This window comes from Nocardioides taihuensis, from assembly GCF_042657275.1.
Taxonomy (GTDB): domain Bacteria; phylum Actinomycetota; class Actinomycetes; order Propionibacteriales; family Nocardioidaceae; genus Nocardioides; species Nocardioides taihuensis.
This window is the reverse complement of sequence record NZ_JBHSKD010000014.1, coordinates 1-23,144: the sequence shown is the minus strand read 5'-3', so window position 1 is coordinate 23,144 and position 23,144 is coordinate 1. Positions and strand designations below refer to the sequence as shown.

The window sequence follows — 23,144 nt, the reverse complement described above, 5'->3', positions numbered from 1 at the left end:
GCTCCTCAGGTTACGAAGAAGATTGCCAAGAAGGTTAGCAAGTTGGTGAAGGATACCGCCCGTCGGCCCCCCGCCTCCCCCGTGGAGGCGCGCGTCGGCCTGCCCGCGGCATCCCTGCAGACCCCGTCGCTGCGGCTCCTGCGCGAGCTGCTCGACGTGGCCGCCCAGGTCCCGGCGGCGGTGGCCCGCCGCGCCGACCTCAGCCACAACGAGCTGCAGACGCTCGAGCTGCTCTTCGAGGGCCCGACGGGGCCGGCCGACCTCGCGCGCCGCCTCGGCGTCACCACGGCGGCCTCGTCCGGCATCGTCGCCCGCCTCGAGTCCCGGGGGCACGTGGCCCGCACCCCGCACGTCTCCGACGGGCGCCGCCACCAGGTCGCGATCACCGAGTCGGGGGCCGCCGAGGTGATCGGCCACCTCGCCCCGATGTTCGCCGGCCTGCACGAGGTCGACGCCGGGCTCGACGACGACGAGCGGGCGGTCGTCGAGGCCTACCTCGTCGGCACCATCGCGGCGCTCCGTCGGCTCCTCTGAGGCCGGCGCCCGGTCAGACGACGGTGTCGTCCGCGGGGGCGTGCTCGATCCGGGCGGCATGCACCCGGGCGTGCTCGATCGCGTGCGGGGTGGAGTCGAAGAGGTGGTGCTCGTGCGCCAGCCGGTCGTGCACGCCGAGCTGCCGGAGCACGTGCTCGTGCTGCGGCTGCACGCCCGAGAGGAGGACGGTGACGCCCCTGCCCTCCAGGCGGCTGATCGTGTCGGCGAGGACGTGGGCGCCGGTGGCGTCGATGGTCGAGACCCGGGCCATGCGCAGGATCACCACGCGGACGTTGCTGATGTCGGACAGCTCGAGGAGGAAGTCGTGGGCCGCGGCGAAGAAGAGGGGACCGTCCATCCGGTAGGCGACGATGTGCTCGTCCAGCAGGGCCCGTTCCTCGTCGCTGCTGTCCCCGGCGTCGAGGGGGGTCTCGTCGAGGCGCGCGGTCTGCGCGGTCTGCCGCAGCGCGAAGAACCCGGCCACCACCAGGCCGACGATCACCGCCGTGACCAGGTCGAACAGGATCGTCGCCGCCACCGTGACGGCCAGGACGGCAGCGTCGCCCCGGGTCGACCGCAGCAGCGCGACCAGGCTGGACACCCGCACCATGTGCAGGGCCGTGGCGATGAGGACGCCGGCGAGCGCGGCCAGGGGGATCCGGGAGACCCAGCCGGCCGCCACCACGACCACGGCCAGGAGGAACACCGCGTGGGTCACGGCGGCCAGTCGCGACGTCGCCCCCGCGCGGACGTTGACCGCGGTGCGGGCGATCGCGGCGGTGGCCGGGATGCCGCCGAACAGCGGGGACGCCAGGTTGGCGAGCCCCTGGCCGAAGAGCTCGCGGTGGGGATCGTGCCTCTGACCCACGCTCATCGCGTCGGACACCGTCGCGGAGAGGAGGCTCTCGAGCGATGCGAGGGCGGCGACCGCGATCGCCGGCAGGACCAGGACGTCGAGGTCGCCCCAGGGGACGTCGGGCAGGTGGGGCGCAGGCAGCCCGGCCGGGATGGTGCCGATGGTGGCGGCCCCCAGCCCCAGGCCGGCGTTCAGGGCGGTTGCCACGACGACCGCGACCAGCGATCCTGGCAGCCGTGGGAGCACCCGGGCCAGCCCCTGGATCGTCACCATCACGGTCCCCGCCAGGAGCGGGGCCACCCAGACGGGGCCTTCCAGCCAGGTCCTGATCGCTCCACCCGCCTGGACGAGCACCTGGTCGCCCTCGCCGGGCACGCCCAGCGCTGCGGGCAGCTGCTGGAGCGCGATGATGGCGGCGATGCCGAGGGTGAACCCCTCGACGACCGGCACCGGCACGTACCGGATGAACCGGCCCGCTCCGGTGTACCCCAGGCCGATCAGCAGCAGGCCCGCGAGCAGGCCGACGACGAGCACGCCGTCGGCACCGTGCGCGGCGACGATCGGGACCAGCACCACGGTCATCGCGCCGGTCGGACCGCTGACCTGGACCCGGCTCCCGCCGAAGACGGCGGCCACCACTCCCGCCACGATCGCCGTGACGAGGCCGGCTTCTGCCCCCATGCCCGAGCTCACGCCGAAGCCCAGGGCGAGCGGCAGGGCGACGAGCCCCACCATCAGGCCGGCCATCAGGTCGCGGCCCGGCCGGGCACGGGTCCAGTCGCTGCGACGCGGGAGGAGGGCGAGCGTGCGGTCCCGGCCCTGACGGCCCCACTGGACGGCCCGCTGCGCCCGCGAGGACGGACCCGTCATCGGGAACCGGTGCTGGTCGGCAGGTCGCTGTCAGTGTCCGGCTCCACGTGGACCAGGCCCGAGAGGATGCGCCGGGCGGCCAGCAGCAGGTCGCGCACCTCGGGCGTGCTGACCGAGTAGACGACCTCGCCCGACTGGCGGTGGGACACCACCAGCGAGGCCCGGCGCAGCACCGCGAGCTGCTGGGAGAGGTTGCTGGGCTCGATCGTGATCTTCTCCAGCAGCTCGTGCACCGCGTGGTCGCGCTCGGAGAGCAGCTCCAGGATCCGGATCCGGGCGGGGTGGCCCAGCGTCCTGAAGAACTCCGCCTTCGCCTGGTACAGCGGCACGCTCATGCTCGACCACCCTGCAGCTCGTTGTGCCCGGCCGCCGTCCGGCCGTCACATGAAGACTACATCAGTTGCACACTTCTTCATGTCGTGGACGCCCAAGCAGCCGCTCCCCCGCCGCCTCAGCGGCGGGGACGGACCTCCTCGAGGCGCGCGGCCTCGACGGTCCACTCCCAGAAGCGTCGGCGTTGCTCCTCGGTCGGCCGGGTCCGCCGCACCAGGCTGGTCGGGCGTCGGCGCCGGTCGTGCCAGAGGCCGCCGGGTTCGGGCGTGGGGCGCACCGCCAGCAGCCAGATCGTCGTGTCGGCGCCGCCCTCGGCGTCGCGCAGCACCGGCCCGGTGAGCCTGCGGAAGGTCGGCAGCGAGGTCTGCACGCCGGGGGTGTCAGCCCACCCCGGGTGGGTGGCGTGCACCGAGACGCCGTGCCTGCCCCAGCGCTCCTGCAGCACCGGCAGCAGCTCGACCTGCGCCCGCTTGCTCCTGGCGTACGCCGTGGCGGGGGCGTAGTCACCGCGCAGGTACTGGGGGTCGTCGACCGGCAGCGCCTGGGAGTACATGCCCCCCGACGTCACCAGCACCACCCGCGCCCCGGGCCGCAGCGCCGGGAGCAGCTCGTCGGTCATCACGACCGGGCCGAGCACGTGCACGGCCATGGTCAGCTCGTGGCCCTGCGGCGACAGCGTCCGCACGGGCGGCATCGAGCCCGCGTTGTGCACCAGTGCGTCGAGGCGCACCCCCGACCCGACCAGCTCGCGCGCGAACCGTCGTACGTCGTCGAGGTCCCCGACGTCGCAGCGCCACACCCTGACCTCGACGCCGGGGTGGCGACCGCTCAGGTCAGCGGCCAGCTGCCGGCCCTTCTCCTCGTCGCGGACGACGAGGTGCACGTCGCCGCCGAGCGCCGCGACGCCCTCGGCGGTGGCGGTGCCCAGGCCCGAGGTCGGTCCGGTGACGGCCACCGCACGCCCCTGCAGGGCGCCCGGTGCGGGGTCGGGCGGCCACCCGGGCAGGTGCCGGCGCACGGCCAGGCCGACCTTGGAGTAGCCGGGGGCCACCGTGCGGTCGAGCACGGTGTCGACGACGCCGCCGACGACGGTGAGAGCGTTGCTCAGCATGCTCCCGACGCTAGCGAGACCGCCCAAGGCCGGTGGGGAGGAAAGGAAACCGGGCCCGGGGCCAAAGCCTCTGGTCATCGCTGGGCGTGCGAACCAGCATGAGGGCAGGGGTCAGCGCCGACGGGTCCTCGGCGGCGCTGAGCAGCACTGCACAGGAGGTACGCCATGCTCCTGCACACCAGGTCGCGCCGCCTGACGCCGCCGGCGGGAGTCCGCAGGGGCCTCGTGGCAGTGCTGGCCGTCACGGCTGCCCTGACCGGATCCGCTCTGCAGACCTCGCCGTCGAGCGCGGAATCCATCACTCCGGTCATCATCGTCGCCCCAGCGTTCGCCCATCCCCAGCAACGGGTCGCCGTCGTGGGTTCCGGGTTCGTGGCCGGCGAGACCGCGGCGGTCACGCTGGACCAGCAGGACATCGGGTCGGCGACGGTGGACGGCTCCGGCTCGTTCGTCGTCTCGTTCACGGTGGGTGCCGACGCCACCTACGGCGAGCACACCGTCGAGGCGACCGGTCAGACCGGTGGCGACGTCGCCCGGACCGTGCTGAACGTCCGGAACAACTGGTCACAGTTCATGCGTGCGGGCCCGCACCAGGGCTACAACCCGTACGAACGCACGCTGACGCGGGACAACGTCGCCAACCTGTCCACGGCGTGGCGCTTCGAGTACCCCTCGACGTGCACCAGCCGCGCCGGCCCGTCGATCGTCAACGGCCGGGTCTACGTCGGCAGCTCCTGCGGGGTGCTCTTCGTCGTCGACGAGAACACCGGTCAGCTGCTGTGGCGGCGATCACTGGGCGCCACGATCGACGGCGTGCCGGCCGTTTCCCATCACCGGGTCTTCGTCGCGACAGGCGGGAGGAACAGCGCGCTCTACGCGCTCGACGCCGAGACGGGTCAGCGTCTGTGGACCCGGTCCCTGCCGGGCACGGCCTCCCCGACGTCGACCACCGTGCGGGACGCTCTCGTCTACCAGACGAGCGACGAGGGCAACGTGGTGGCGGTGAGGACGAAGAACGGCAAGGTGCGCTGGCAGCGACACCTTCCCGGCGTCCTGCGATCCACGGTGCTGGTCACCGAGGGCGCCGCCTACGTGGGCTCCTCCAACGGCTACCTCTACGCCCTCCACGCCCGGACCGGGGACCTGCGGTGGCGCGGGGACACCGGCGGGCCGATCCTCCACAGCTCCCCCGTGCGCGTCGGGGAGACGGTCGTGATCGGCTCCGACACGCACACACTCGTGGCGTTCGACCGCGGCGGTTGTGGCGCCTCGAGCTGCTCCCCCGCGTGGCACTCGCGCGGCCTCGTAGCGGGATCGGGTACGCCGACCACTGCCTACGGCACGGTCTTCGCCGCTGAGCGCCGGACCGTGGCCGGGTCGAGCGTGCTCGACGCGTTCCCCGCCGCCGGGTGCGGGGTGAGCGTCTGCGACGCCCAGTGGAGCGTCAACCTGCCCGGCGGCCGTGTCGACCGTGGCGGAGCCGCGGCGGGACACGTCGTCTACCTGACCACGGCTCACACCCGGGTGGTTGCCGTGGACAGCGCGACGGGTGAGGTCCTGTGGACCTACCAGGAGGCCAGCGACCAGGTGGGCAGCACCGAGCCGGTGGTCACGGACGGGACCCTGTTCCTGAACCTTCCGGGGAGCAGGGCACTCCTCGCCCTCCGGCCGCCCGCCTGATGCGAGCCCCGGGGGTCACGCGCGGTTGACCGCCGAGATGACCGCCTTGAGCGAGGCCGTGACGATGTTGGGGTCCAGGCCGACGCCCCAGTAGATCTGCCCGCCGACCGCGCACTCGACGTACGCCGCCGCGATGGCGTCGCCACCCGAGCTCAGCGCGTGCTCGGCGTAGTCGAGCACCCGCACGTCCCAGCCGCGCTCCTGGGCGAGCGGCAGCTCGTTGACGGCGTTCACGAACGCCGCGATCGGGCCGTTGCCCTCGCCGGTCAGGGTGGTGAGCTCGCCGTCGACGTAGACGTTGACGCTGAGCTGGTCCTTCTCCCCCGCCGCCGAGGAGGTGTGCACCGAGTTGAGCTTGAGCGGCGCCTGCCGGTCGAGGTACTCCGCGGAGAACGCCGACCAGATCTGCTCGGGGGTCATCTCGCCGCCCTGCTCGTCGGTGTGCTCCTGCACCACGCGGCTGAACTCGATCTGCGCCCGGCGGGGCAGGTCCAGCTTGTGCTCGGCCTTGAGGATGTAGGCAACGCCACCCTTGCCCGACTGGCTGTTCACCCGGATCACGGCCTCGTAGGTGCGGCCGACGTCCTTGGGGTCGATCGGCAGGTACGGCGCCTCCCAGGCGACCTGCTCGACCGGCACGCCGGCCTCGCCGGCCTGCCGGTCGAGGTCCTCGAGCCCCTTCTTGATCGCGTCCTGGTGGCTGCCAGAGAACGCGGTGTAGACCAGGTCGCCGGCATACGGGTGCCGCGGGTGCACCGGCAGCTGGGTGCAGTACTCCACCGTGCGCCGGATCTCGTCGATGTCGCTGAAGTCGATCTGCGGGTCGATCCCCTGGCTGAACAGGTTCATGCCGAGGGTGACCAGGCAGACGTTGCCGGTGCGCTCGCCGTGGCCGAACAGGCACCCCTCGACCCGGTCGGCGCCGGCCATCATCGCCAGCTCGGTGGCCGCGACGGCGGTGCCGCGGTCGTTGTGGGGGTGCAGGCTGATCGTGGTGTGCTCGCGCCGCGTGAGCTGGCGGGAGAACCACTCGATCTGGTCGGCGTACACGTTGGGCGTGGCCATCTCGACGGTGGCCGGCAGGTTGAGGATGATCTCGCGCCCGTCGTCGGGCTGCCACACGTCGGAGACCGCCTCGCACACCTCGACCGAGAACGGCAGCTCGGTGCCGGTGAAGATCTCGGGGCTGTACTCGTAGCCGATCACGGTGGCGTCGAGGTGGTTCTCGGCGTGCTTCATCACCAGCTGCGTGCCGCGGACGGCGATGTCCTTCACCTCGTCCTTGCCGGCGTGGAAGACCACGCGGCGGAACAGCGGCGCCAGCGCGTTGTAGAGGTGGATGTTGGCGTGGTGCACGCCGACCAGGCTCTGCACGGTGCGCTCGATCAGGTCCTCGCGGGCCTGGGTCAGCACCGAGATGGTGACGTCCTCGGGCACCTTGTCCTGCTCGATCAGCTGACGGACGAAGGAGAAGTCGGTCTCGCTCGCGCTCGGGAAGCCGACCTCGATCTCCTTGTAGCCCATCCGGACCAGCAGGTCGAACATCGCCATCTTGCGCGCCGGCGTCATCGGGTCGATGAGCGCCTGGTTGCCGTCGCGCAGGTCGGTCGACAGCCAGCGGGGCGCCTGGGTGATCGTGCGGCCGGGCCACGTGCGGTCGGGGAGCTCGACCGGCGGGAAGGCGCCGTAGCGGTGCACGGGCATGCCGCTGGGACGCTGGGTGTTGCTGAACCGGCTCAGCGTCGAGCCGAACGGGTTGTTCTCCTGCAGTGTCATGGGGTCCTCGCTGGGGGTCCTGGCTGGGGCCTGGGGATCGGGCGCCGGTGCACAGCACGCACTCCGCAGCGAGGGGGTCCGGCTGTCAGACCTCGCTGCGGCAGCGAAGGAGGAGGAAGCTGCACATCATGACGGGCACCACCATAGCCCGGGGCCGCGTCCCTCGGCGAACGCGTCCGGGGAACGACCGGACCGGGCGGATGCCCGGCCGCCTGCCCGGGTAACAGGGGGGATGAGCAGCACGACGAGGCACATCGACGCCACGCCCGAGCACGTCTGGGAGGTGCTGGCCGACGGCTGGCTCTACCCCCTGTGGGTGGTGGGGGCGTCCCGGATGCGGGAGGTCGACGACCACTGGCCCGAGGTCGGCTCGCGCCTGCACCACTCCGTGGGGAGCTGGCCGGCGCTGCTGGACGACGACACCGAGGTGCTCGAGGTCCGGCCCGGCCGCTCGCTGACGCTGCGCGCCCGGGGGTGGCCGGCCGGCGAGGCGCACGTGGAGATCCACCTCGAGCCGGCGGGACGTGGTACGACGGTGCGCGTGGTGGAGGACGTCGTCGCCGGCCCCGGCCGGTTCGTGCCGCAGCCCCTGCGCGCGCTGCCGATCACGTGGCGCAACGTCGAGGGGCTGCGTCGGCTCGCCTACGTGTGCGAGCGGCGCCCGTGACCCGGGCCCACGACGCGATCGTCGTCGGAGCCGGCCCCAACGGGCTGGTCGCCGCGAACCTCCTCGCCGACCGGGGGTGGTCGGTGCTGCTCCTGGAGCAGCAGCCGCAGGTCGGGGGCGCCGTGGCCAGCGCCGAGGACGTGCACCCGGGCTTCGTGCACGACACGTTCAGCGCGTTCTACCCGCTCGGCGCCGCGTCGCCGACGATCCGCGGGCTCGACCTCGAGCGGCACGGACTGACCTGGCGGCACGCGCCGGCCGTGCTCGGGCACCCGCTGCCCGACGGGTCGTGGGCCCTGCTCCACCGCGACCGCGAGCGCACGGCGGCCGGTCTCGAGGCGCGGCACCCCGGCGACGGCGAGGCGTGGCTCACCCTGTGCTCGGACTGGGACGCCGTCGCCGACCACCTCGTCGGCGCGCTGCTCACCCCCTTCCCGCCGGTGCGGCACGGGCTGGGCCTGCTCCCCCGCCTGCGCAAGGTCGGGGGGCTGCGCTTCGCGCAGACCCTGCTGACGCCCGCGGTCGAGCTCGGCCGCAACCGATTCGGCGGCGAGCACGCCCGGATCCTCCTCGCCGGCAACGCCGGCCACGCCGACATCCCGCTGACCGCGCCGGGCTCCGGCCTGATCGCCCTCCTGCTGGTGATGCTGGGCCAGACCGTCGGCTTCCCGGTGCCGGAGGGCGGCGCAGGCCGACTGGCGACCGCCCTGCGTGACCGCTTCACCAGCCTCGGCGGCGAGGTGCGCTGCGAGGCGGAGGTGACGCGGGTCGTGGTCGACCGCGGCCGCGCGACCGGCGTCCGCCTCGCGGACGGCACGTCGTACGACGCGCGGCGCGCGGTGCTCGCCGACGTGGCTGCCCCCCACCTGTTCGGCGGCCTCGTCGCCGCGGACGACCTGCCCGCCCGCGTCGCCCACGGGATGCGGGGCTTCACCATGGACCCCGGCACCGTCAAGGTCGACTGGGCGCTCGACCGCCCCGTCCCGTGGGCATCGCCTCCCGAGGTGGCGCCCGGCACGGTGCACGTGGCCGACTCGGTGGAGGACATGTCGGAGTCGCTCGACCAGGTCAACGCCGGCACGGTGCCCGACCGGCCCTTCATGCTCGCCGGACAGATGACGACGAGCGACCCGAGCCGGTCCCCCGCCGGCACCGAGTCGCTGTGGGCCTACACGCACGTGCCGCAGGGCTCGACCCACGACCCCGCCGACCGCGACCGCGTGGCGGACCTGATGCAGGCGCGGTTCGAGCGGCTCGCCCCGGGCTTCGGCGACGCCGTGCTCTCCCGGCGGGTGCTGGGGCCGGTCGACCTCGAGGCCCGCAACGCCAACCTCGTCGGCGGCGCGGTCGGCGGCGGCTCGGCACAGCTGCACCAGCAGCTGGTGTTCCGGCCGGTGCCCGGGCTCGGACGCGCCGAGACCGGGATCGCGGGGCTCTACCTCGCGTCGGCGTCGGCGCACCCCGGTGGCGGGGTGCACGGGGCCTGCGGGTCCAACGCCGCGCGCGCGGCGCTGCTCCACGACCGGGTGCGGCGGCTCACTCCGAGCGCAGGTCGTCGAGGGCGTTGAGCAGGAGGTCGAGCCCGAACTCGAACTCGTCACGGAAGTCGTAACCGGGCTGCATCACCACCCCGGTGGCGAGCTCGACGAGGTGGGGGTACTGCCCCGAGGCCAAGTCCGCCATCATCGCCTCGGCCACCTCGCCGGCGCCCTCGGCCTCCTGGAACGGCAGCGAGGTCTCCGTGACGGCGACGCCGTAGACGTACGCGTCGAGCACGGCGTACGCGTGGCCGGCCATGCGCACCGAGAAGCCGCCGGCCCGCAGGGTGCCGAGCATGGCGTCGTGCTGGCGCAGGTTCTCCGGCCCCGGCGTCGTCCGCGACTCGAGCAGCGCGACCGCCCACGGGTGGCGGACCAGCGCCGCCCGGGCGGACGTCGCGCGACGGCGCACCTGGGTGCGCCAGTCGCCGTCGGGGTCGGGCAGGTCGATCTCGGCGAAGACCAGGTCGACGATGCCGTCGAGGATCTCCTCCTTGTTCGCCACGTGGTAGTAGACCGACATCGGCTTCACGCCGAGCCGCGTGGCCAGCGAGCGGATGGTCAGGCCGGCGACGCCGTCGGCGTCGGCGACGTCGACCGCCGCCCGCAGGACCCGGTCGCGGGTCAGCGGCTGACGCTCGGGGGCGGGGTCGGTGGGTGCTGGTGCGGACATCGTGGGTCGCACCCTAGCAGGATTCGTACTTTGTACGGTACGGTCCCCGTACTTAGTACGAACCCTCCGACCCCGGGACCTCCGATGACCTCCGCCACCCCCTCCCAGCACCGCCCCCCGCACCCCTCGGACCACTCCTCGCAGCTGCGCGACCGCGCGGTGACCCAGCGCCGCTACGGCGACAGCGACGTGCTGCGCCTCGAGACCGTCGACCGCCCCCGGCCGGCGAAGGGCGAGGTGCTGCTGCGCGTGCACGCCGCCGGCCTCGACCGCGGCACCTGGCACCTGATGACCGGCCGGCCGTACGTGATGCGGCTCGCCCTCGGCCTGCGCGCCCCGCGTGACCCCGTCGTCGGCCGCGACGTGGCGGGCACGGTGGTCGAGGTCGGCGAGGGCGTCACCCGCTTCGCCGCGGGCGACGAGGTGTACGGCGCGGCGCGCGGCTCGCTGGCCGAGCACGCGGTCGCCCGCGAGGCCCGGCTCGCCCCGAAGCCCGCCGGCCTGGGTTGGGAGCAGGCCGGCGTCGTCCCGATCTCCGGCCTCACGGCGATCCAGGCGGTCGAGGCGGCGCGCATAGGGCCCGGCCAGCGGGTGCTCGTGCTGGGCGCCTCGGGCGGCGTCGGCACCTACGCCGTGCAGCTCGCCGTGGCGCTCGGGGCCGAGGTGACGGGGGTGTGCAGCGCGGCCAAGGCCGACCTCGTCCGCTCGCTGGGCGCCACGTCGGTCCTCGACTACCGCGTGGACGACCCGGCCGACGGGACCCAGCAGTGGGACGTGGTGCTCGACATCGGGGGCAACCCGTCGATCCGCCGCCTGCGCCGCATGCTGACCCCGACGGGCACCGCCGTGCTCGTCGGCGGGGAGGAGGGCGGCCGGTGGACCGGCGGCATCGGCCGGTCGCTGCGGGCCGCGGCGCTCTCGCCGTTCCTCCGCCAGCGCCTGGTGATGCTCGCCTCGCGCGAGGACGGCCGCGTCCTCGAGCGGCTCGCGCCCCACCTCGAGGCCGGCACCGTGGTGCCCGCCGTCGACTCCGTGCACCCCCTGGCCGAGGCACCGGCCGCGATGCGCCGGCTCGAGGCCGGCGAGGTGCGCGGCAAGGTCGCGATCTCCGTCGCGTGAGGAGGCGCGTGGTGGGTACGTCGTCCCATGCCCCCCGCGCCCGACGGTCTCGCCGTCCGCACGCTCGACTTCGACGGCCTGCCCATCGCCTGGGACTCCCGGGTGCTGGAGCCGCGCCCGTGGACGGCCGCGCAGTCGCGCTGGGCGGCCGAGCTGGCGTCGGGCCTCCCGGCCGGGCCGGTGCTCGAGCTGTGCTGCGGGGCGGGCCAGATCGGCCTGCTCACCGCGGCGCTCTGCGGCCGTGACCTGGTGGCGGTCGACCTCGACCCCGCTGCCTGCGAGCTGACCCGCATGAACGCGGCGGCCGCGCGGCTCGGCGACCGGGTCGAGGTGCGCGAGGGCGACCTCGCCGAGGTGCTGGGCGCGCACGAGCGGTTCCCGCTGGTCGTCGCCGACCCGCCGTGGGTGCCGCGGGCGCAGGTCGGGCGCTACCCCGACGACCCGGTGCTCGCCATCGACGGTGGGCCCGACGGCCTCGACGTCGCACGACACTGTCTCGGCGTGGCCGAGCGGCACGTGGCGCCGGGCGGCTCGGTGGTGCTCCAGCTCGGCACCTCCGCCCAGGCGGCCCGGCTCTCGCAGGAGAGCCCCTCCCTCGCCGTGCGTGAGGTCAGGTCCGCGGAGGGCGGCGTGCTGGTCCGCCTCGACGCCCCGGCCCGCTGACCCCCAGGGCCCGGCTGGGCCCTCAGGGGCGCTGCTCGGGCGGCAGCACCTTGTGCGTGCCGTCGCACCACGGCAGCCGGCCCGAGCGGCAGCAGCGGCAGACCGCCGTGACCGGGCGGGTGGTCGTGTGCCGGGTGCCGGCGTCGTCCACCACGACGTGCTCGCCCCGCAGCAGCATCGGCCCGCCGGGGCAGAGGACCACGTCGGCGGGCCCGTCGTCCGCCCGCCCGCTCACGCCGCCACCCCCTGCCGCTCGAGGAAGCGCCCCGCCACCCGGTCCTCGAGGTCGAGGCAGCTGAAGGCGCCGAGGAAGACGTCGTCGAGGAGCTGCGGCTCGTCGGCGAGGAGGGTGCCGGCCAGCGACCGCACGGCGAGCTGCTCGTGCACGGCGTCCGCCTCCACGTGCTCGGAGTAGTAGTCGACCAGCTCCTGCGCCAGGCCGAGCCGCTCGAGCCCGAGGGCCATCCGGCGCGAGGGCAACGAGCTGGTCGCCTCGAACGCCGCGAAGTGGCCGACGGCGGCGCCGCGCAGCCTGCGGTGCAGGCCGAAGAGGGTCATCGCGGCGTTCTGCTCGAGCACCTCGGCCGGCACCTCGTCGACGTAGGCGCCGTGCTCGGGGCGGAGCCCGCACGCGGCCATGGCCCGCGCGAAGAGCTCGCGGTGCACGCGCCCCGGGGCGCCCGCGCCGTACTCGTCGTACTGCACCTCGGCGAGCGCCGCCTGCGCCGGGGCCGGGAGCCGCGGCAGGACCCAGGTGGTCGGGTCGGCCTCCTTGAGGTGGTAGACCGACCGCCAGCGCAGCAGCTCGAGCACCTGCTCCTCGTCGGCGTGGCGGTGGACGTGGGCCGCGAGCGAGCTGCCGTCGTGGCCGGCGACGTAGGCGAAGAAGGCCTCGGCGAACGACGCCGGGTCGGCCGGGTCGTCGATCTCCGGCGTCCCGGGGAAGCGCGCGCGCAGCGTCTGCTCGAGGTCGCCGTCGAGGCGGTGCCGCACGGGCGCGAGGGCGGGGTGCCACTCCATCGCGGGGTCGACGTCCTCGAAGCCCCGGTGGTGGAGCTCGTGCAGCACCCACAGGGTGATCGCGGCGTCGTCGGTCGAGTCGGGCGCGAAGGTCTCGGGGTCAGCGGCGAGGTGGACGGGCTCGTCGGGGAAGCGGCGCAGCTGGTCGAACACGGACTCGCTCAGCGAGCCGCGGGGCCTGGGCAGGAGCATGCGTCCGGGTACCCGCGCAGGTCCGAGGGCACGCTCGTCCCTCGCCGGGCGGTCGTGAGGTCCGGAGGTCGGCATGAAGAGCCCGCGAGGGGGCACCGGTCGCGTGTGAGCGACGTGCACGAGAAGCGACGGCTGAAGCGGTCCCCCGACGAGGTCGACGAGGCTGCCGACGAGGCCGGGGTCGGCTCCCCGCTCGACCTCGAGAAGAAGTCATGGTGGTTCGTCCTGCGCAAGACGGTCCGCGAGTTCCTCGACGACCAGTGCACCGACCTTGCCGCCGCCCTCACCTACTACGGCGTGCTGGCGCTGTTCCCGGCCGCGATCGCGCTCACCTCGGTGCTCGGGCTGCTCGGGCAGGACACCAGCACCAGCGCGGTGGACGCCCTGCTCCAGGTCGTGCGCGACCTGGGCGGCGGGTCGATGGTCAGCACGGTCGAGCCGACCCTCACCGAGCTCGCGTCCAACCAGGCCGCCGGGCTGGCCTTCGTGCTCGGCCTCGCCGGCGCCCTGTGGTCGGCCAGCGGCTACGTCGGCGCCTTCGGGCGCGCCATGAACACGATCTACGAGATCCCCGAGGGCCGGCCGGTCTGGAAGCTGCGGCCGGCGATGCTGCTGCTGACCCTCGTGCTGGTCCTGCTGGCGGCTGCGGTGCTGCTGGCCCTGGTGCTCACCGGCCCGGTCGCCGAGTCCGTCGGCAACGCCATCGGGATCGGCTCCACCGCGGTGACGGTGTGGCAGTTCGCCAAGTGGCCGGTGCTCTTCGGGGTGGTCGTGCTGATCGTGGCGCTGCTGTTCTGGGGCACCCCCAACATCAAGCAGCCGAAGTTCCGGTGGGTCAGCCTGGGCGCCCTGACCGCGATCATCGCCTGGGTCGTGCTGTCCGCCGCGTTCGGCTGGTACGTCGCGAACCTGGGCAACTACGACGCCACCTACGGCGCCCTCGGCGGCGTGATCGCCTTCCTGCTGTGGCTGTGGCTGACCAACCTCGCGCTGCTCTTCGGCGCCGAGCTCGACGCCGAGCTCGAGCGCGGGCGCGAGCTCCAGGCCGGCCTGCCGGCCGAGGAGACCATCCAGCTCCCGCCGCGCGACGCGCGTGGCATCAAGAAGGCCGAGGACCGGGAGAAGGCCGAGGCCCGGCGCGGACGCGAGATCCGCAAGGGCGCCGGCAAGCGGCGGCGCGGTGTGCGTCGCCGGGACGACGACCAGGAGTGACATGACCCTCACGTCCCTGTGGCAGGACCGCCACCGGCACGCGACCCCCACCCACCCCACGGTCGACGGCGACCACGACGTGGTCGTGGTCGGCGGCGGACTCACCGGACTGACGACCGCGCTCCTGCTCTCCCGTGCCGGGCAGCGGGTGCTCGTGCTCGAGGCACGGCACCTCGGGGCCGGCACCACCGGCGGCAGCACCGCCAAGGTGTCCTGCCTCCAGGGCACCCAGCTGACCCGGATCGACCACCGCCACCCGCGCCGCCTGGCCGCGCAGTACGTCGAGGCGCAGCTCGCGGCGCTCGCGTGGGTGCGCCGCTTCTGCGAGACCCACGGGGTGCCGGCGCAGGAGCGCACGGCGTACTCCTACGCGTACGGCGAGCGCGGCGCTGCGGCAGCCCGCCACGAGGCCGACCTGGCGCGCGAGCTCGGGCTCGACGCCCGCTGGGTCACCGCGACCGACCTCCCGTTCCGCACGGCCGGTGCGGCCGCGCTCCCGGGTCAGCTGCAGGTCGACCCGGTCGAGCTGCTCGAGGCCCTGGCCCGCGAGTGCACCCAGCACGGGGCGGTCCTCGTGGAGGGCGCCCGGGTGCACCGGGTGACCGGGCGCGCCCCGGTCGAGGTCGTCACCTCCCACGGCACCGCCCGGGCCGGACGCGTCGTGATCGCCACGAACATGCCGGTGCTCGACCGCGGCGGCTACTTCGCCCGGGCCGTCCCCACCCGCTCCTACGGCCTGGCCTTCCGCACCCCCGACCGGGTGGTCGACGGCATGTGGCTCTCGGTCGACCAGCCCAGCCGCAGCCTGCGCGACGCCCCGGCTGCCGACGGCGGGACCGGCACGCTGCTGCTCGTCGGCGGCAACGGGCACACCACCGGCCGCGTGTCGTCCGAGCAGCAGCGCATCGACGAGCTGCGCACCTGGACGCTCGACCACTTCCCCGACGCGCAGGAGACGCACGCGTGGTCGGCACAGGACTACGTCCCCCACCACGCGCTCCCGTTCGTCGGCCCCCTCACCCCGCGCCGCCACGAGGTGCTCGTGGCCGGCGGCTACTCCAAGTGGGGCATGACCAACGCCGTGGCCGCCTCGCTGGCGCTGACCGCCGACCTGCTCGGCGGCCACGTCGCGTGGGCGGAGGCGATGCGGCCCTGGCACGCCTCCGAGCTGCGCGGCGCAGTGGACTCCACACGCGCCAACGCGGAGGTCGGCTGGGAGATGACCCGCGGCTGGCTGCGGCCGCTGCTCGCGGGCCGGAACGTGGACCCCGTCGAGGGCGAGGGCGAGGTGCACGTCGGCGGACCCGGGCTGCCGGTCGCCTCGTCACGGGTCTCCGGCACCGACCGGCGCGTCTCCGCCGTCTGCACCCACCTCGGCGGCGTCGTGCGCTGGAACGACGCCGAGGAGAGCTGGGACTGCCCGCTCCACGGGTCGCGGTTCGGCCCCGACGGCGAGGTCCTCGAGGGACCCGCCACCTGCGGCCTGCGTCGCCGCTGAGCCCGTCCCTCCCATCCGCCCGACCCCTCGGAGGACACCCAGGGCGACGGACGGGGGCGCCCCGGCTCAGGCGACGTTCTCGAGCACCACGGCCAGCGCCTGTCCGACGCCGATGCAGATCGCGGCGACGCCCCACCGGTCGCCGCCGGCGCGCAGGCGCGCGGCGAGCGTGCCGAGCACACGGGCGCCCGAGGCGCCCAGCGGGTGACCCATCGCGATCGCGCCGCCCCACGCGTTCACGACGTCGGGGTCCACGCCCCAGCCGTCGACGCACGCCAGCGACTGCACCGCGAAGGCCTCGTTGAGCTCCACGGCGGCCACGTCGGCCCAGGCGATGCCGGCCCGGGCCAGCGCCCGCTCGGCCGCCTCGACCGGCGCGACCCCGAAGTGCTGCGGCTCGACGGCGTGCACCCCGCGCCCGGCGATCCGGGCGAGTGGTGCCCGGCCGATGGAACCGGCGGCCGACTCGCTGCCCAGCAGCAGAGCGGAGGCGCCGTCGCTGAGCGGGGAGGCGTTGCCCGCGGTGATGGTGCCGTCGGGCCGGAACGACGGCTTCAGCCCGGCCAGCCGCTCCTCGCTCGTGTCGGGGCGGATGCCCTCGTCGCGCGCCAGGTCGACGCCCGGGACCGGGACCACCAGGTCGTCGTAGCGACCCGCGTCCCACGCCGCGGCCGCGAGGCGGTGGGAGCGGGCGGCGAACGCGTCCTGGCGCTCGCGGGAGATGCCGCTGTGCCCGGCCAGCAGCTCGTTGGCCTCCCCCAGCGAGACCGTCCACTCCACGGGCATCCGCTCATTGACCAGCCGCCAGCCCAGGGCCGTCGACACCGCGGTGAGGTTCCCCGCCGGGTAGGCCCGTGACGGCTTCGGCAGCACCCAGGGCGCCCGCGTCATGGACTCCACGCCGCCCGCGAGCACGACGTCGGCGTCGCCGGACTCGATCGTGCGCGAGGCGCTGATCGCGGCGTCCAGGCTCGACCCGCACAGCCGGTTGACCGTGGTCGCGGGCACCGACACCGGCAGCCCGGCGAGCAGGACCGCCATCCGGCCGACGTTGCGGTTGTCCTCCCCCGCCCCGTTGGCGTTGCCCCACACCACGTCGCCGACGACCGCCGGGTCGAGGTCGGGTGAGCGGTCGAGGGCGGCGCGCAGGGTCGTGGCGGCGAGGTCGTCGGGGCGCACCTCGGCGAGGGCGCCGCCGAAGCGGCCGAACGGCGTGCGCACGGCGTCGTACAGGTAGGCGGCGGTCATTGCCCTATCGTGTCGCAATGACCGAGACCCGTGACCTCGAGGCCATCGCTGCGCAGCGGGCCCGCCTGCGCGAGGCCCACCTCACCCCCGCCGGCGACCGACCGGAGTCCAGCGCCCGCGGACTGCACCACACGGCGCTGATCAGCAGCGACGTGGAGGCGACGATCCGCTTCTACCAGGGCGTGCTGGGCTTCCCGCTCACCGAGCTCATCGAGAACCGCGACTACCCCGGCTCCTCGCACTTCTTCTTCGACATCGGCAACGGCAACCTGCTGGCGTTCTTCGACTTCCCCGGGTTGGACGTCGGCCCGTACGCCGAGGTGCTCGGCGGCCTGCACCACGTCGCGATCTCGGTCGAGCCCACGCGGTGGGAGGAGCTCGGCCGGCGCCTCGCCGAGGCCGGTGTCGAGTACGTCGTGCACAGCGAGGTGTCGATGTACTTCACCGACCCCGACGGGGCCCGGATCGAGCTGATCGCCGACCCGCTCGGCGAGATGTACGGCGAACAGGTGCTCTGAGCGGGAGCTCCACGGTCTCGACAGGCTCGACCGACAGGGTCAGGCCGTGAAGATCACCGTGACGTCGTACTCCACGGGGTACCCGCGCGCCCCCGTGGCATTCGGGGAGGGCAGCAGGGCAGACTTCGCCCTGCCACCGACGGGGAGGAACGACCCATGACGGACGTCTACGTGCACGTCGGCCTGCCGAAGACGGGCACCACGACCATCCAGGCGGCACTGGACGCGACGGCCGGCGAGCTCGCCGCGGCCGGCGTGCTCTACCCGGGCGGGCGCGAGGGGCAGCGGCTGGCGGCCTTCGACCTCGTCGGCCAGCGGATCGAGGGTGACGAGCGGCAGGTGGCCGGGGCCCTGGCCCGCCTCGTCGAGGAGGTCGACGCCCACGACGGCACCAGCGCGGTGTTCTCCGACGAGGAGCTCGGCTTCGCCCGGCCCCGCCAGGCCAAGCGCCTCGTGCAGAGCCTGGGTGCCCACCGGGTCTTCGTCGTGGTCGGCGTGCGCGACACCGCCCGCACCCTGGTCTCGAGCTGGCAGCAGACGGTGGCCATGGGCAGCACGCACACCTGGCGCGAGTACGTCGGGGGCGTGCGCGACGTCGCCGGGGACACCGCCGCCTCCGACGACGGCGGCGACTCCGGAGGCGCCGTCTCGGAGGGGACGCGGTTCTGGCTGCGGCACGACCTGCTACGGGTGATGGACGTCTGGGGGGCCGCGGTCCCCGCCGACCGGATCCGCGTGGTGACGGTGCCGCCGCGAGGCGGCGATCCGGCTGCGTTGCTGCAGCGCTTCGCCGAGGCGGTCGAGCTGCCCGCGGGCGCCTGGGCCGACCTGGCGCCCACCGAGCGCAACGTCTCGTTCGGCGTCGCCGAGCTGGAGGTCCTGCGCCGGCTCAACGGGCAGCTCACGGACGGGCTGCCGCGCCGTCAGTACCGCTGGGTGGTCGAGCACGGGCTCCGACCGCAGTCGAGTGCCGACGCGTCCCGCCCCCTGGCCCTGCCGCCCGAGCACCTGGCGTGGGCACGGGAGCGCGACGCGCACCTCGTCGCGGAGCTGCAGCGCCGCGGCACGAGCGTGTTCGGCGACCCGGCCGACCTCCGCTCCGCCGACGCCCCGACGTCCGCGCGGCCGCTCCACGACGTCACGACCGACGAGCTGCTCGCCGCCTCGGAGACGCTCCTGGCCTCGGTGGCCCTCGCCCACGGCAAGCTCTTCGGCCGCTACCGCCAGGCCTTCTCCAAGGCCGAGGGCCGGGCCCCCTCGACCACCGACGTGCTCGGCAGCTCGGCGCGCTCGGCCGCCTTCAAGGTCAAGCGGATGGCCCACCAGAAGTCCAACCAGAGCAAGGTGCTCGGCAAGGCTGCCACGTGGTACGCCCGCCGGCCGGTCGGTCGCGACGACAGGTAGTCGCCCCGTTCGCGTGCCGCGTCGCCGGCCGCCACGAGGTCGTGGGACGAAGGTCCCGGGACCTTGGTCCCCGCCGGTCGGGGCCCCGACTCGCGAGGGTGACCGTGCCCGGGGTGTCGCCTAGGCTGCGCCCTTGAGCCGCACCCGTCGGGTGTGGCCGGAGAACACCGGGGAGGCGTCGTGCCGGGACTGGGCGCTGCCGCCGACCCCTCGTTCGACCGCTACGCGCGCATGGTGCGGCGCACGCTCGACGTACCGGTCGCCCTGGTCTCGCTGATCGAGGACGACCGCCAGGTCTTCCCGGGGGCGCAGGGCCTGCCCGAGCCCTGGCAGAGCACGCGCGAGACGCCGCTGACGCACTCGTTCTGCCAGTACGTCGTGACCGACCAGCGCCCGCTGGTCGTGGCCGACGCGCGCACCGACGGGCGGGTGTCCGACAACCTCGCCATCCCCGACCTCGGCGTGGTGGCGTACGCCGGGTGGCCGGTCACCGACCACCTCGGGCAGACCATCGGGTCGCTCTGCGCGATCGACAAGCTGCCGCGGCAGTGGAGCGAGTACGAGCTGCAGGGCCTCGCCGACCTCGCGGCCGCCTGCTCCGCGGAGATCTCCGAGCGCGTGCTGCGACGGCTGACCGACGAGGAGGCCGGGCGGACCCGCGACCTGCTCGAGCGCAGCAGCGTGCTGCTGGCGCTCAGCGACGGGCTCTTCGGCTCCAGCACCCTCGAGGAGCTCGCGATCGCGATCGAGCAGGTGGGCCACGACCAGCTGGGGTGCAAGCGGGCCGGCATCTGGCTGCGGCCGCCCGACGTGCGCGACAGCCGGCACGTCGACGTCCCGGTCCTGCGGTTCCAGGAGAACGCCCGGTCGGCGTGGCCGCGCGCCACGATCTACGCCGACATGCGGGTCGACGGCACCAACCCCATCGGCGAGGCGTTCCAGCTCCGGCAGCCGCTCTTCTTCGCCACCCACCAGGACCAGAACGACCGCTACGCCCCCCACCTGCTCTCGCACGCCGAGGAGGCGGGCGGGCGCGCGTTCCTGCCCCTGGCCGTCGAGCACCAGGTGCTGGGCACCCTGGTGCTCACCTGGCAGCAGCCGCGCCAGTTCACCGAGGACGACCGGATCACGATGACGGCGATGAGCACGTACTGCGCGCAGGCGGTGCAGCGCGCGATGCTGCTGGAGGAGCGTGAGCAGGCGGCGATCACGCTGCAGAACGCCGCGCTCAGCGAGCTGCCGGAGCCCCGCGGGCTGCAGCTCGCGGCGCGCTACCGCCCCGCCGGCGCGTGGGCGCAGGTAGGTGGCGACTGGTACGACGCCGTGGTGCTCCCCTCCGGCTCGACGGCCCTGATGATCGGCGACGTGGTCGGGCACGACGTCGACGCGGCCGCCGCGATGACCCAGCTGCGCAGCACCCTGCGCACCCTGTCGTGGGCGCTGCACGAGCCGCCCGGCCGGGTGGTCGCGCTGCTCGAGGAGGCGCTCCCCTCCCTGGGCATGGACGTGCTGGCGAGCCTCGTGCACCTGCGGCTGACCCCGGCGTCCGACCACTGGCTCGCCGAGTGGACCAACGCCGGGCACCCCGCCCCGCTGGTCGTCGACGCCGACGGACGGGCCCACTGGCTCGACCGCGAGCACCCGGACGTGCTGCTCGGCGTGGGCACCGAGCCCCGCAGCGAGCAGTCCTCGGAGCTGGCCCCCGGCAGCCGGGTGCTGCTCTACACCGACGGGCTGGTCGAGCGCCGCGGGGAGCACCTCGACGAGGGCCTGTCCCGGCTGGCGGAGACGGCCGTGCGGCACCGCGACCTCGACCCCGACGCCTGGCTCGACGCCATCATGGAGGACCTCCTCGACGAGGACCCCCTCGACGACGTCGCCGTGCTGGCCGTGCTCGCCGAGCCGTTCGGCGACCACTGACCGGCCACCGGAGCATGATCGGGACATGCCCACCCTGCTCGTCGTCCACCACTCCCCCACGCCGACCCTGACGGCGCTGACCGACGCAGTCCTCGCGGGGGCCAGGGACGAGGCGATCACCGGTGTCGACGTGGTGGTGCGGCCGGCGCTGGAGGCCTCGGCCGACGACGTGCTGGCCGCCGACGGCTACCTGCTCGGCACGCCGGCCAACTTCGGCTACATGTCGGGGGCGCTCAAGCACTTCTTCGACTCGCTGTTCCTCGAGGTGGGCGGGGCGCTCGCCGACGACGGCTCGGCCGCGGGCGGACCCGGCGGGCGCAAGCCCTACGGTCTCTGGGTGCACGGCCGCTACGACACGACCGGGGCGGTCCGCTCCGTGCGCTCGATCGTCGAGGCCCTTCCGTGGACCCAGGCCGCCGAGGTGCTGGAGGTGCTCGGCGACGTCGGCGAGCCCGAGCGGGCCGCTGCCCACGAGCTCGGCGCGACGGTCTCGGCGCTGCTCAGCCCCTGACGGCGGGGACAGCCGTGCCCGGTACGATCGCGGTTTGTCCACGTCCGGGAGGAGGAGCCCTTGCCGTATGCCGTCCGCGGCTCGGCGGTGACGTTGCTGGCCGTGCTCGCCCTCGCGGGCTGCGGCGACGACCCGCAGGGCACCGACACCGACCCGGCCCAGGTCGACGCCGTCGACCAGCCCGCGCTCGGTGCCTGCCGCGAGCTCACGCCCGACGACGTCGCCCTCCCGAGCAACGCCACGAAGACGGTCGACTGCTCCGAGCAGCACACCGCCGAGACCTTCGCGGTCGGGACGCTGCCCGAGTCGATGGACGACGCGTCGTACGACGACGCGTCGGTGGAGTCGTGGGCCAACCAGACCTGCGCCGAGGAGTTCCAGACCTGGCTCGGCGCCGACGAGAGCCTGTCGATGCGGACGCTGCTCAGCTGGGTCTGGTTCCGCCCGTCGGAGCAGGCCTGGGGGGACGGCGCGCGGTGGTACCGCTGCGACGTCATCGGCGGCAGCGAGGAGAGCACGTCGTACGTGTCGCTGCCCGACAGCACCCAGGGCCTGCTCACGCAGCGCAAGCAGGACGAGTGGCTGGTGTGTGCGGACGGCCCGAGCGTCGACGACTCGCGCAAGGTGCCGTGCTCCGAGCCGCACACGTGGCGCGCGGTGACCACGATCAAGCTGGGCGAGCCGGACGACCCCTACCCCGGTGACGCCACCGTCGAGGCGACCACCCGCGACTACTGCTCCGACTCGGTCGGGGCGTGGCTCGGCTACCCCGTCGACTACGACTTCGGCTACACGTGGTTCCAGGCCGCCGAGTGGCAGGCCGGCAACCGGCGCTCGGTGTGCTGGGCCAAGACGGAGAAGTGACCGTGCGCCGCCTCCTCGCCGCCACGACCCTGCTGGTCGCGGTGGCCGGCGCCGGCTGCTCGGGGGACGACGGGCCGGACGCGCAGCAGACGATCTCCCCGTCGATCTCGACCGAGGTCGACACGGGCTCGGCCTCGCAGACGGCCCGACCGGCGCCGCCGCCCGCGGACGACGCCTGCTACCGGCTGACCTACCGGCAGGCGCTGGCACCGACGTCGGCCCGGAAGTCCGTCGCGTGCCGCGACTCCCACACGGCGCAGACCTATGCGGTCGGCCGCCTCGACACCGTCGTGGACGGGCACCTGCTCGCCGTCGACTCCGAGCACGTGCAGGCGCAGGTCGCGCAGACCTGCCCGCGCCGGTTCGCGGCGTACGTCGGCGGCTCGACCGACCAGCGCCGGCTCAGCCTGCTGCGGGCCGTGTGGTTCACCCCGACGGTCGCGCAGTCCGACCAGGGCGCCGACTGGTTCCGCTGCGACGTGATCGCCCTCGACGGCGACGAGCGGCTCGCGCCCCTGACCGGTCGGCTCGAGGGCGTCCTCGACACCGGGGCGGGTCGTCGCCGGTGGGCGCTGTGCGGCACCGCGGAGCCGGGGACGAAGGACTTCGAGCGGGTGCTGTGCTCGGCCGGGAGCGCGCGCTGGACGGCGTTGTCGGCGGTCGGGCTGGCCGGCCTCGGCCCGTCGTACCCCGGCGAGAAGCGCGTCAGCCGCGCCGGCCAGGCCCCCTGCGAGTCGGCCGGCCGCGCGGTCGCCGACGACACGCTGAGCTTCGAGTGGAGCTACGAGTACCCCACGCGCGAGCAGTGGCAGAACGGGCAGACGTACGGCGTGTGCTGGGCTCCTGCTTGAGCGGATCCTGGTGGGATTCACCGGGCGGACCTGATCGGTGAGTGCAACACCCTGCGATTGTTGGGTGTGTCTTGTGGCTGGTCCGG

22 protein-coding genes are annotated in these 23,144 nt (G+C 74.3%); 14 read left to right on the top strand and 8 right to left on the bottom strand.

The genetic code is table 11. From position 1 onward, the window contains the following. The first annotated feature begins 45 nt into the window (after positions 1-45). A complete protein-coding gene (locus ACFPGP_RS13185) occupies positions 46-534 on the top strand; it encodes a MarR family winged helix-turn-helix transcriptional regulator (protein ID WP_378590818.1) in 489 nt (162 codons plus the stop codon). A gap of 13 nt (positions 535-547) precedes the next feature. Here ACFPGP_RS13185 and ACFPGP_RS13180 read toward each other — a convergent pair whose 3' ends face one another. The 3 genes from ACFPGP_RS13180 to ACFPGP_RS13170 form a co-directional block, all read right to left on the bottom strand. Further along, positions 548-2,260 carry a SulP family inorganic anion transporter gene (locus ACFPGP_RS13180; RefSeq protein WP_378590808.1) on the bottom strand — a complete coding sequence of 571 codons (1,713 nt, stop codon included), beginning with the start codon at positions 2,258-2,260 and terminating at the stop codon, positions 548-550. Next, entirely contained in the window at positions 2,257-2,595 is a 339-nt protein-coding gene (locus ACFPGP_RS13175) for an ArsR/SmtB family transcription factor (protein ID WP_378590806.1), read from the bottom strand. Before ACFPGP_RS13175 ends, ACFPGP_RS13180 begins: the two co-directional genes overlap by 4 nt. Positions 2,596-2,711: 116 nt before the next feature. Beyond that, entirely contained in the window at positions 2,712-3,704 is a 993-nt protein-coding gene (locus tag ACFPGP_RS13170; protein ID WP_378590804.1) for an SDR family NAD(P)-dependent oxidoreductase, read from the bottom strand. Positions 3,705-3,869: 165 nt separating this feature from the next. Between ACFPGP_RS13170 and ACFPGP_RS13165 the strand changes: the two genes are divergently transcribed. Next, positions 3,870-5,384: an outer membrane protein assembly factor BamB family protein gene (locus ACFPGP_RS13165; RefSeq protein WP_378590802.1), complete on the top strand. Its 1,515-nt coding sequence runs from the start codon at positions 3,870-3,872 to the stop codon at positions 5,382-5,384. A gap of 15 nt (positions 5,385-5,399) precedes the next feature. On the opposite strand, the gene leuA is transcribed toward ACFPGP_RS13165, so the two are convergent. After that, entirely contained in the window at positions 5,400-7,160 is a 1,761-nt protein-coding gene (gene leuA / locus ACFPGP_RS13160; RefSeq protein WP_378590801.1) for a 2-isopropylmalate synthase, read from the bottom strand. A 232-nt stretch (positions 7,161-7,392) separates the two neighbouring features. On the opposite strand from leuA, the gene ACFPGP_RS13155 reads away from it, so the two are divergent. Both ACFPGP_RS13155 and ACFPGP_RS13150 read left to right on the top strand, forming a co-directional pair. Then, positions 7,393-7,827 carry an SRPBCC family protein gene (locus ACFPGP_RS13155; protein WP_378590798.1) on the top strand — a complete coding sequence of 145 codons (435 nt, stop codon included), beginning with the start codon at positions 7,393-7,395 and terminating at the stop codon, positions 7,825-7,827. Next, positions 7,824-9,395: a phytoene desaturase family protein gene (locus ACFPGP_RS13150; protein WP_378590796.1), complete on the top strand. Its 1,572-nt coding sequence runs from the start codon at positions 7,824-7,826 to the stop codon at positions 9,393-9,395. The genes ACFPGP_RS13155 and ACFPGP_RS13150 overlap by 4 nt, the downstream gene beginning before the upstream one ends. Here ACFPGP_RS13150 and ACFPGP_RS13145 read toward each other — a convergent pair. After that, entirely contained in the window at positions 9,364-10,038 is a 675-nt protein-coding gene (locus ACFPGP_RS13145; RefSeq protein WP_378590794.1) for a TetR/AcrR family transcriptional regulator, read from the bottom strand. The two genes, ACFPGP_RS13150 and ACFPGP_RS13145, sit on opposite strands and share 32 nt — an antisense overlap. An 84-nt stretch (positions 10,039-10,122) precedes the next feature. Between ACFPGP_RS13145 and ACFPGP_RS13140 the strand changes: the two genes are divergently transcribed. Together ACFPGP_RS13140 and ACFPGP_RS13135 are read left to right on the top strand one after the other, a co-directional pair. Beyond that, positions 10,123-11,157, top strand: coding sequence for an NAD(P)-dependent alcohol dehydrogenase (locus ACFPGP_RS13140; protein WP_378590792.1), 1,035 nt, complete (start codon positions 10,123-10,125; stop codon positions 11,155-11,157). Positions 11,158-11,184: 27 nt separating this feature from the next. After that, a complete protein-coding gene (locus ACFPGP_RS13135) occupies positions 11,185-11,820 on the top strand; it encodes a methyltransferase domain-containing protein (RefSeq protein ID WP_378590791.1) in 636 nt (211 codons plus the stop codon). A 22-nt stretch (positions 11,821-11,842) separates the two neighbouring features. Here ACFPGP_RS13135 and ACFPGP_RS13130 read toward each other — a convergent pair whose 3' ends face one another. Continuing rightward, positions 11,843-12,055 (bottom strand): CDGSH iron-sulfur domain-containing protein, encoded by a 213-nt coding sequence (locus ACFPGP_RS13130; RefSeq protein ID WP_378590790.1) that lies wholly within the window; start codon positions 12,053-12,055, stop codon positions 11,843-11,845. Then, a complete protein-coding gene (locus ACFPGP_RS13125) occupies positions 12,052-13,032 on the bottom strand; it encodes an iron-containing redox enzyme family protein (RefSeq protein ID WP_378590788.1) in 981 nt (326 codons plus the stop codon). The genes ACFPGP_RS13130 and ACFPGP_RS13125 overlap by 4 nt, the downstream gene beginning before the upstream one ends. Positions 13,033-13,137: 105 nt before the next feature. On the opposite strand from ACFPGP_RS13125, the gene ACFPGP_RS13120 reads away from it, so the two are divergent. Together ACFPGP_RS13120 and ACFPGP_RS13115 are read left to right on the top strand one after the other, a co-directional pair. After that, entirely contained in the window at positions 13,138-14,244 is a 1,107-nt protein-coding gene (locus ACFPGP_RS13120) for a YihY/virulence factor BrkB family protein (RefSeq protein WP_378590787.1), read from the top strand. A 1-nt stretch (position 14,245) separates the two neighbouring features. After that, positions 14,246-15,742 (top strand): FAD-dependent oxidoreductase, encoded by a 1,497-nt coding sequence (locus tag ACFPGP_RS13115; protein WP_378590786.1) that lies wholly within the window; start codon positions 14,246-14,248, stop codon positions 15,740-15,742. A gap of 66 nt (positions 15,743-15,808) precedes the next feature. Here the strand turns inward: ACFPGP_RS13115 and ACFPGP_RS13110 are convergent, their stop codons facing one another. Beyond that, positions 15,809-16,990 carry a thiolase family protein gene (locus tag ACFPGP_RS13110; RefSeq protein WP_378590785.1) on the bottom strand — a complete coding sequence of 394 codons (1,182 nt, stop codon included), beginning with the start codon at positions 16,988-16,990 and terminating at the stop codon, positions 15,809-15,811. 17 nt (positions 16,991-17,007) lie between these two features. Between ACFPGP_RS13110 and ACFPGP_RS13105 the strand changes: the two genes are divergently transcribed. The 6 genes from ACFPGP_RS13105 to ACFPGP_RS13080 all read left to right on the top strand — a co-directional run bounded on the left by ACFPGP_RS13105 (position 17,008) and on the right by ACFPGP_RS13080 (position 23,058). Further along, positions 17,008-17,508 (top strand): VOC family protein, encoded by a 501-nt coding sequence (locus ACFPGP_RS13105; RefSeq protein ID WP_378590784.1) that lies wholly within the window; start codon positions 17,008-17,010, stop codon positions 17,506-17,508. Between the two features lie 156 nt (positions 17,509-17,664). Beyond that, the gene (locus ACFPGP_RS13100; RefSeq protein ID WP_378590782.1) at positions 17,665-18,912 is read left to right on the top strand and encodes a hypothetical protein; all 1,248 of its coding nucleotides are present in this window, start codon (positions 17,665-17,667) and stop codon (positions 18,910-18,912) included. 180 nt (positions 18,913-19,092) lie between these two features. Continuing rightward, positions 19,093-20,832, top strand: a complete 1,740-nt coding sequence (locus tag ACFPGP_RS13095) for a GAF domain-containing SpoIIE family protein phosphatase (RefSeq protein WP_378590781.1) — start codon at positions 19,093-19,095, stop codon at positions 20,830-20,832. A gap of 25 nt (positions 20,833-20,857) precedes the next feature. After that, positions 20,858-21,343: a flavodoxin family protein gene (locus ACFPGP_RS13090; protein WP_378590779.1), complete on the top strand. Its 486-nt coding sequence runs from the start codon at positions 20,858-20,860 to the stop codon at positions 21,341-21,343. Positions 21,344-21,403: 60 nt separating this feature from the next. Beyond that, the gene (locus ACFPGP_RS13085) at positions 21,404-22,207 is read left to right on the top strand and encodes a septum formation family protein (RefSeq protein ID WP_378590776.1); all 804 of its coding nucleotides are present in this window, start codon (positions 21,404-21,406) and stop codon (positions 22,205-22,207) included. 2 nt (positions 22,208-22,209) lie between these two features. Further along, positions 22,210-23,058 carry a septum formation family protein gene (locus tag ACFPGP_RS13080; protein ID WP_378590775.1) on the top strand — a complete coding sequence of 283 codons (849 nt, stop codon included), beginning with the start codon at positions 22,210-22,212 and terminating at the stop codon, positions 23,056-23,058. Positions 23,059-23,144 lie beyond the last annotated feature (86 nt).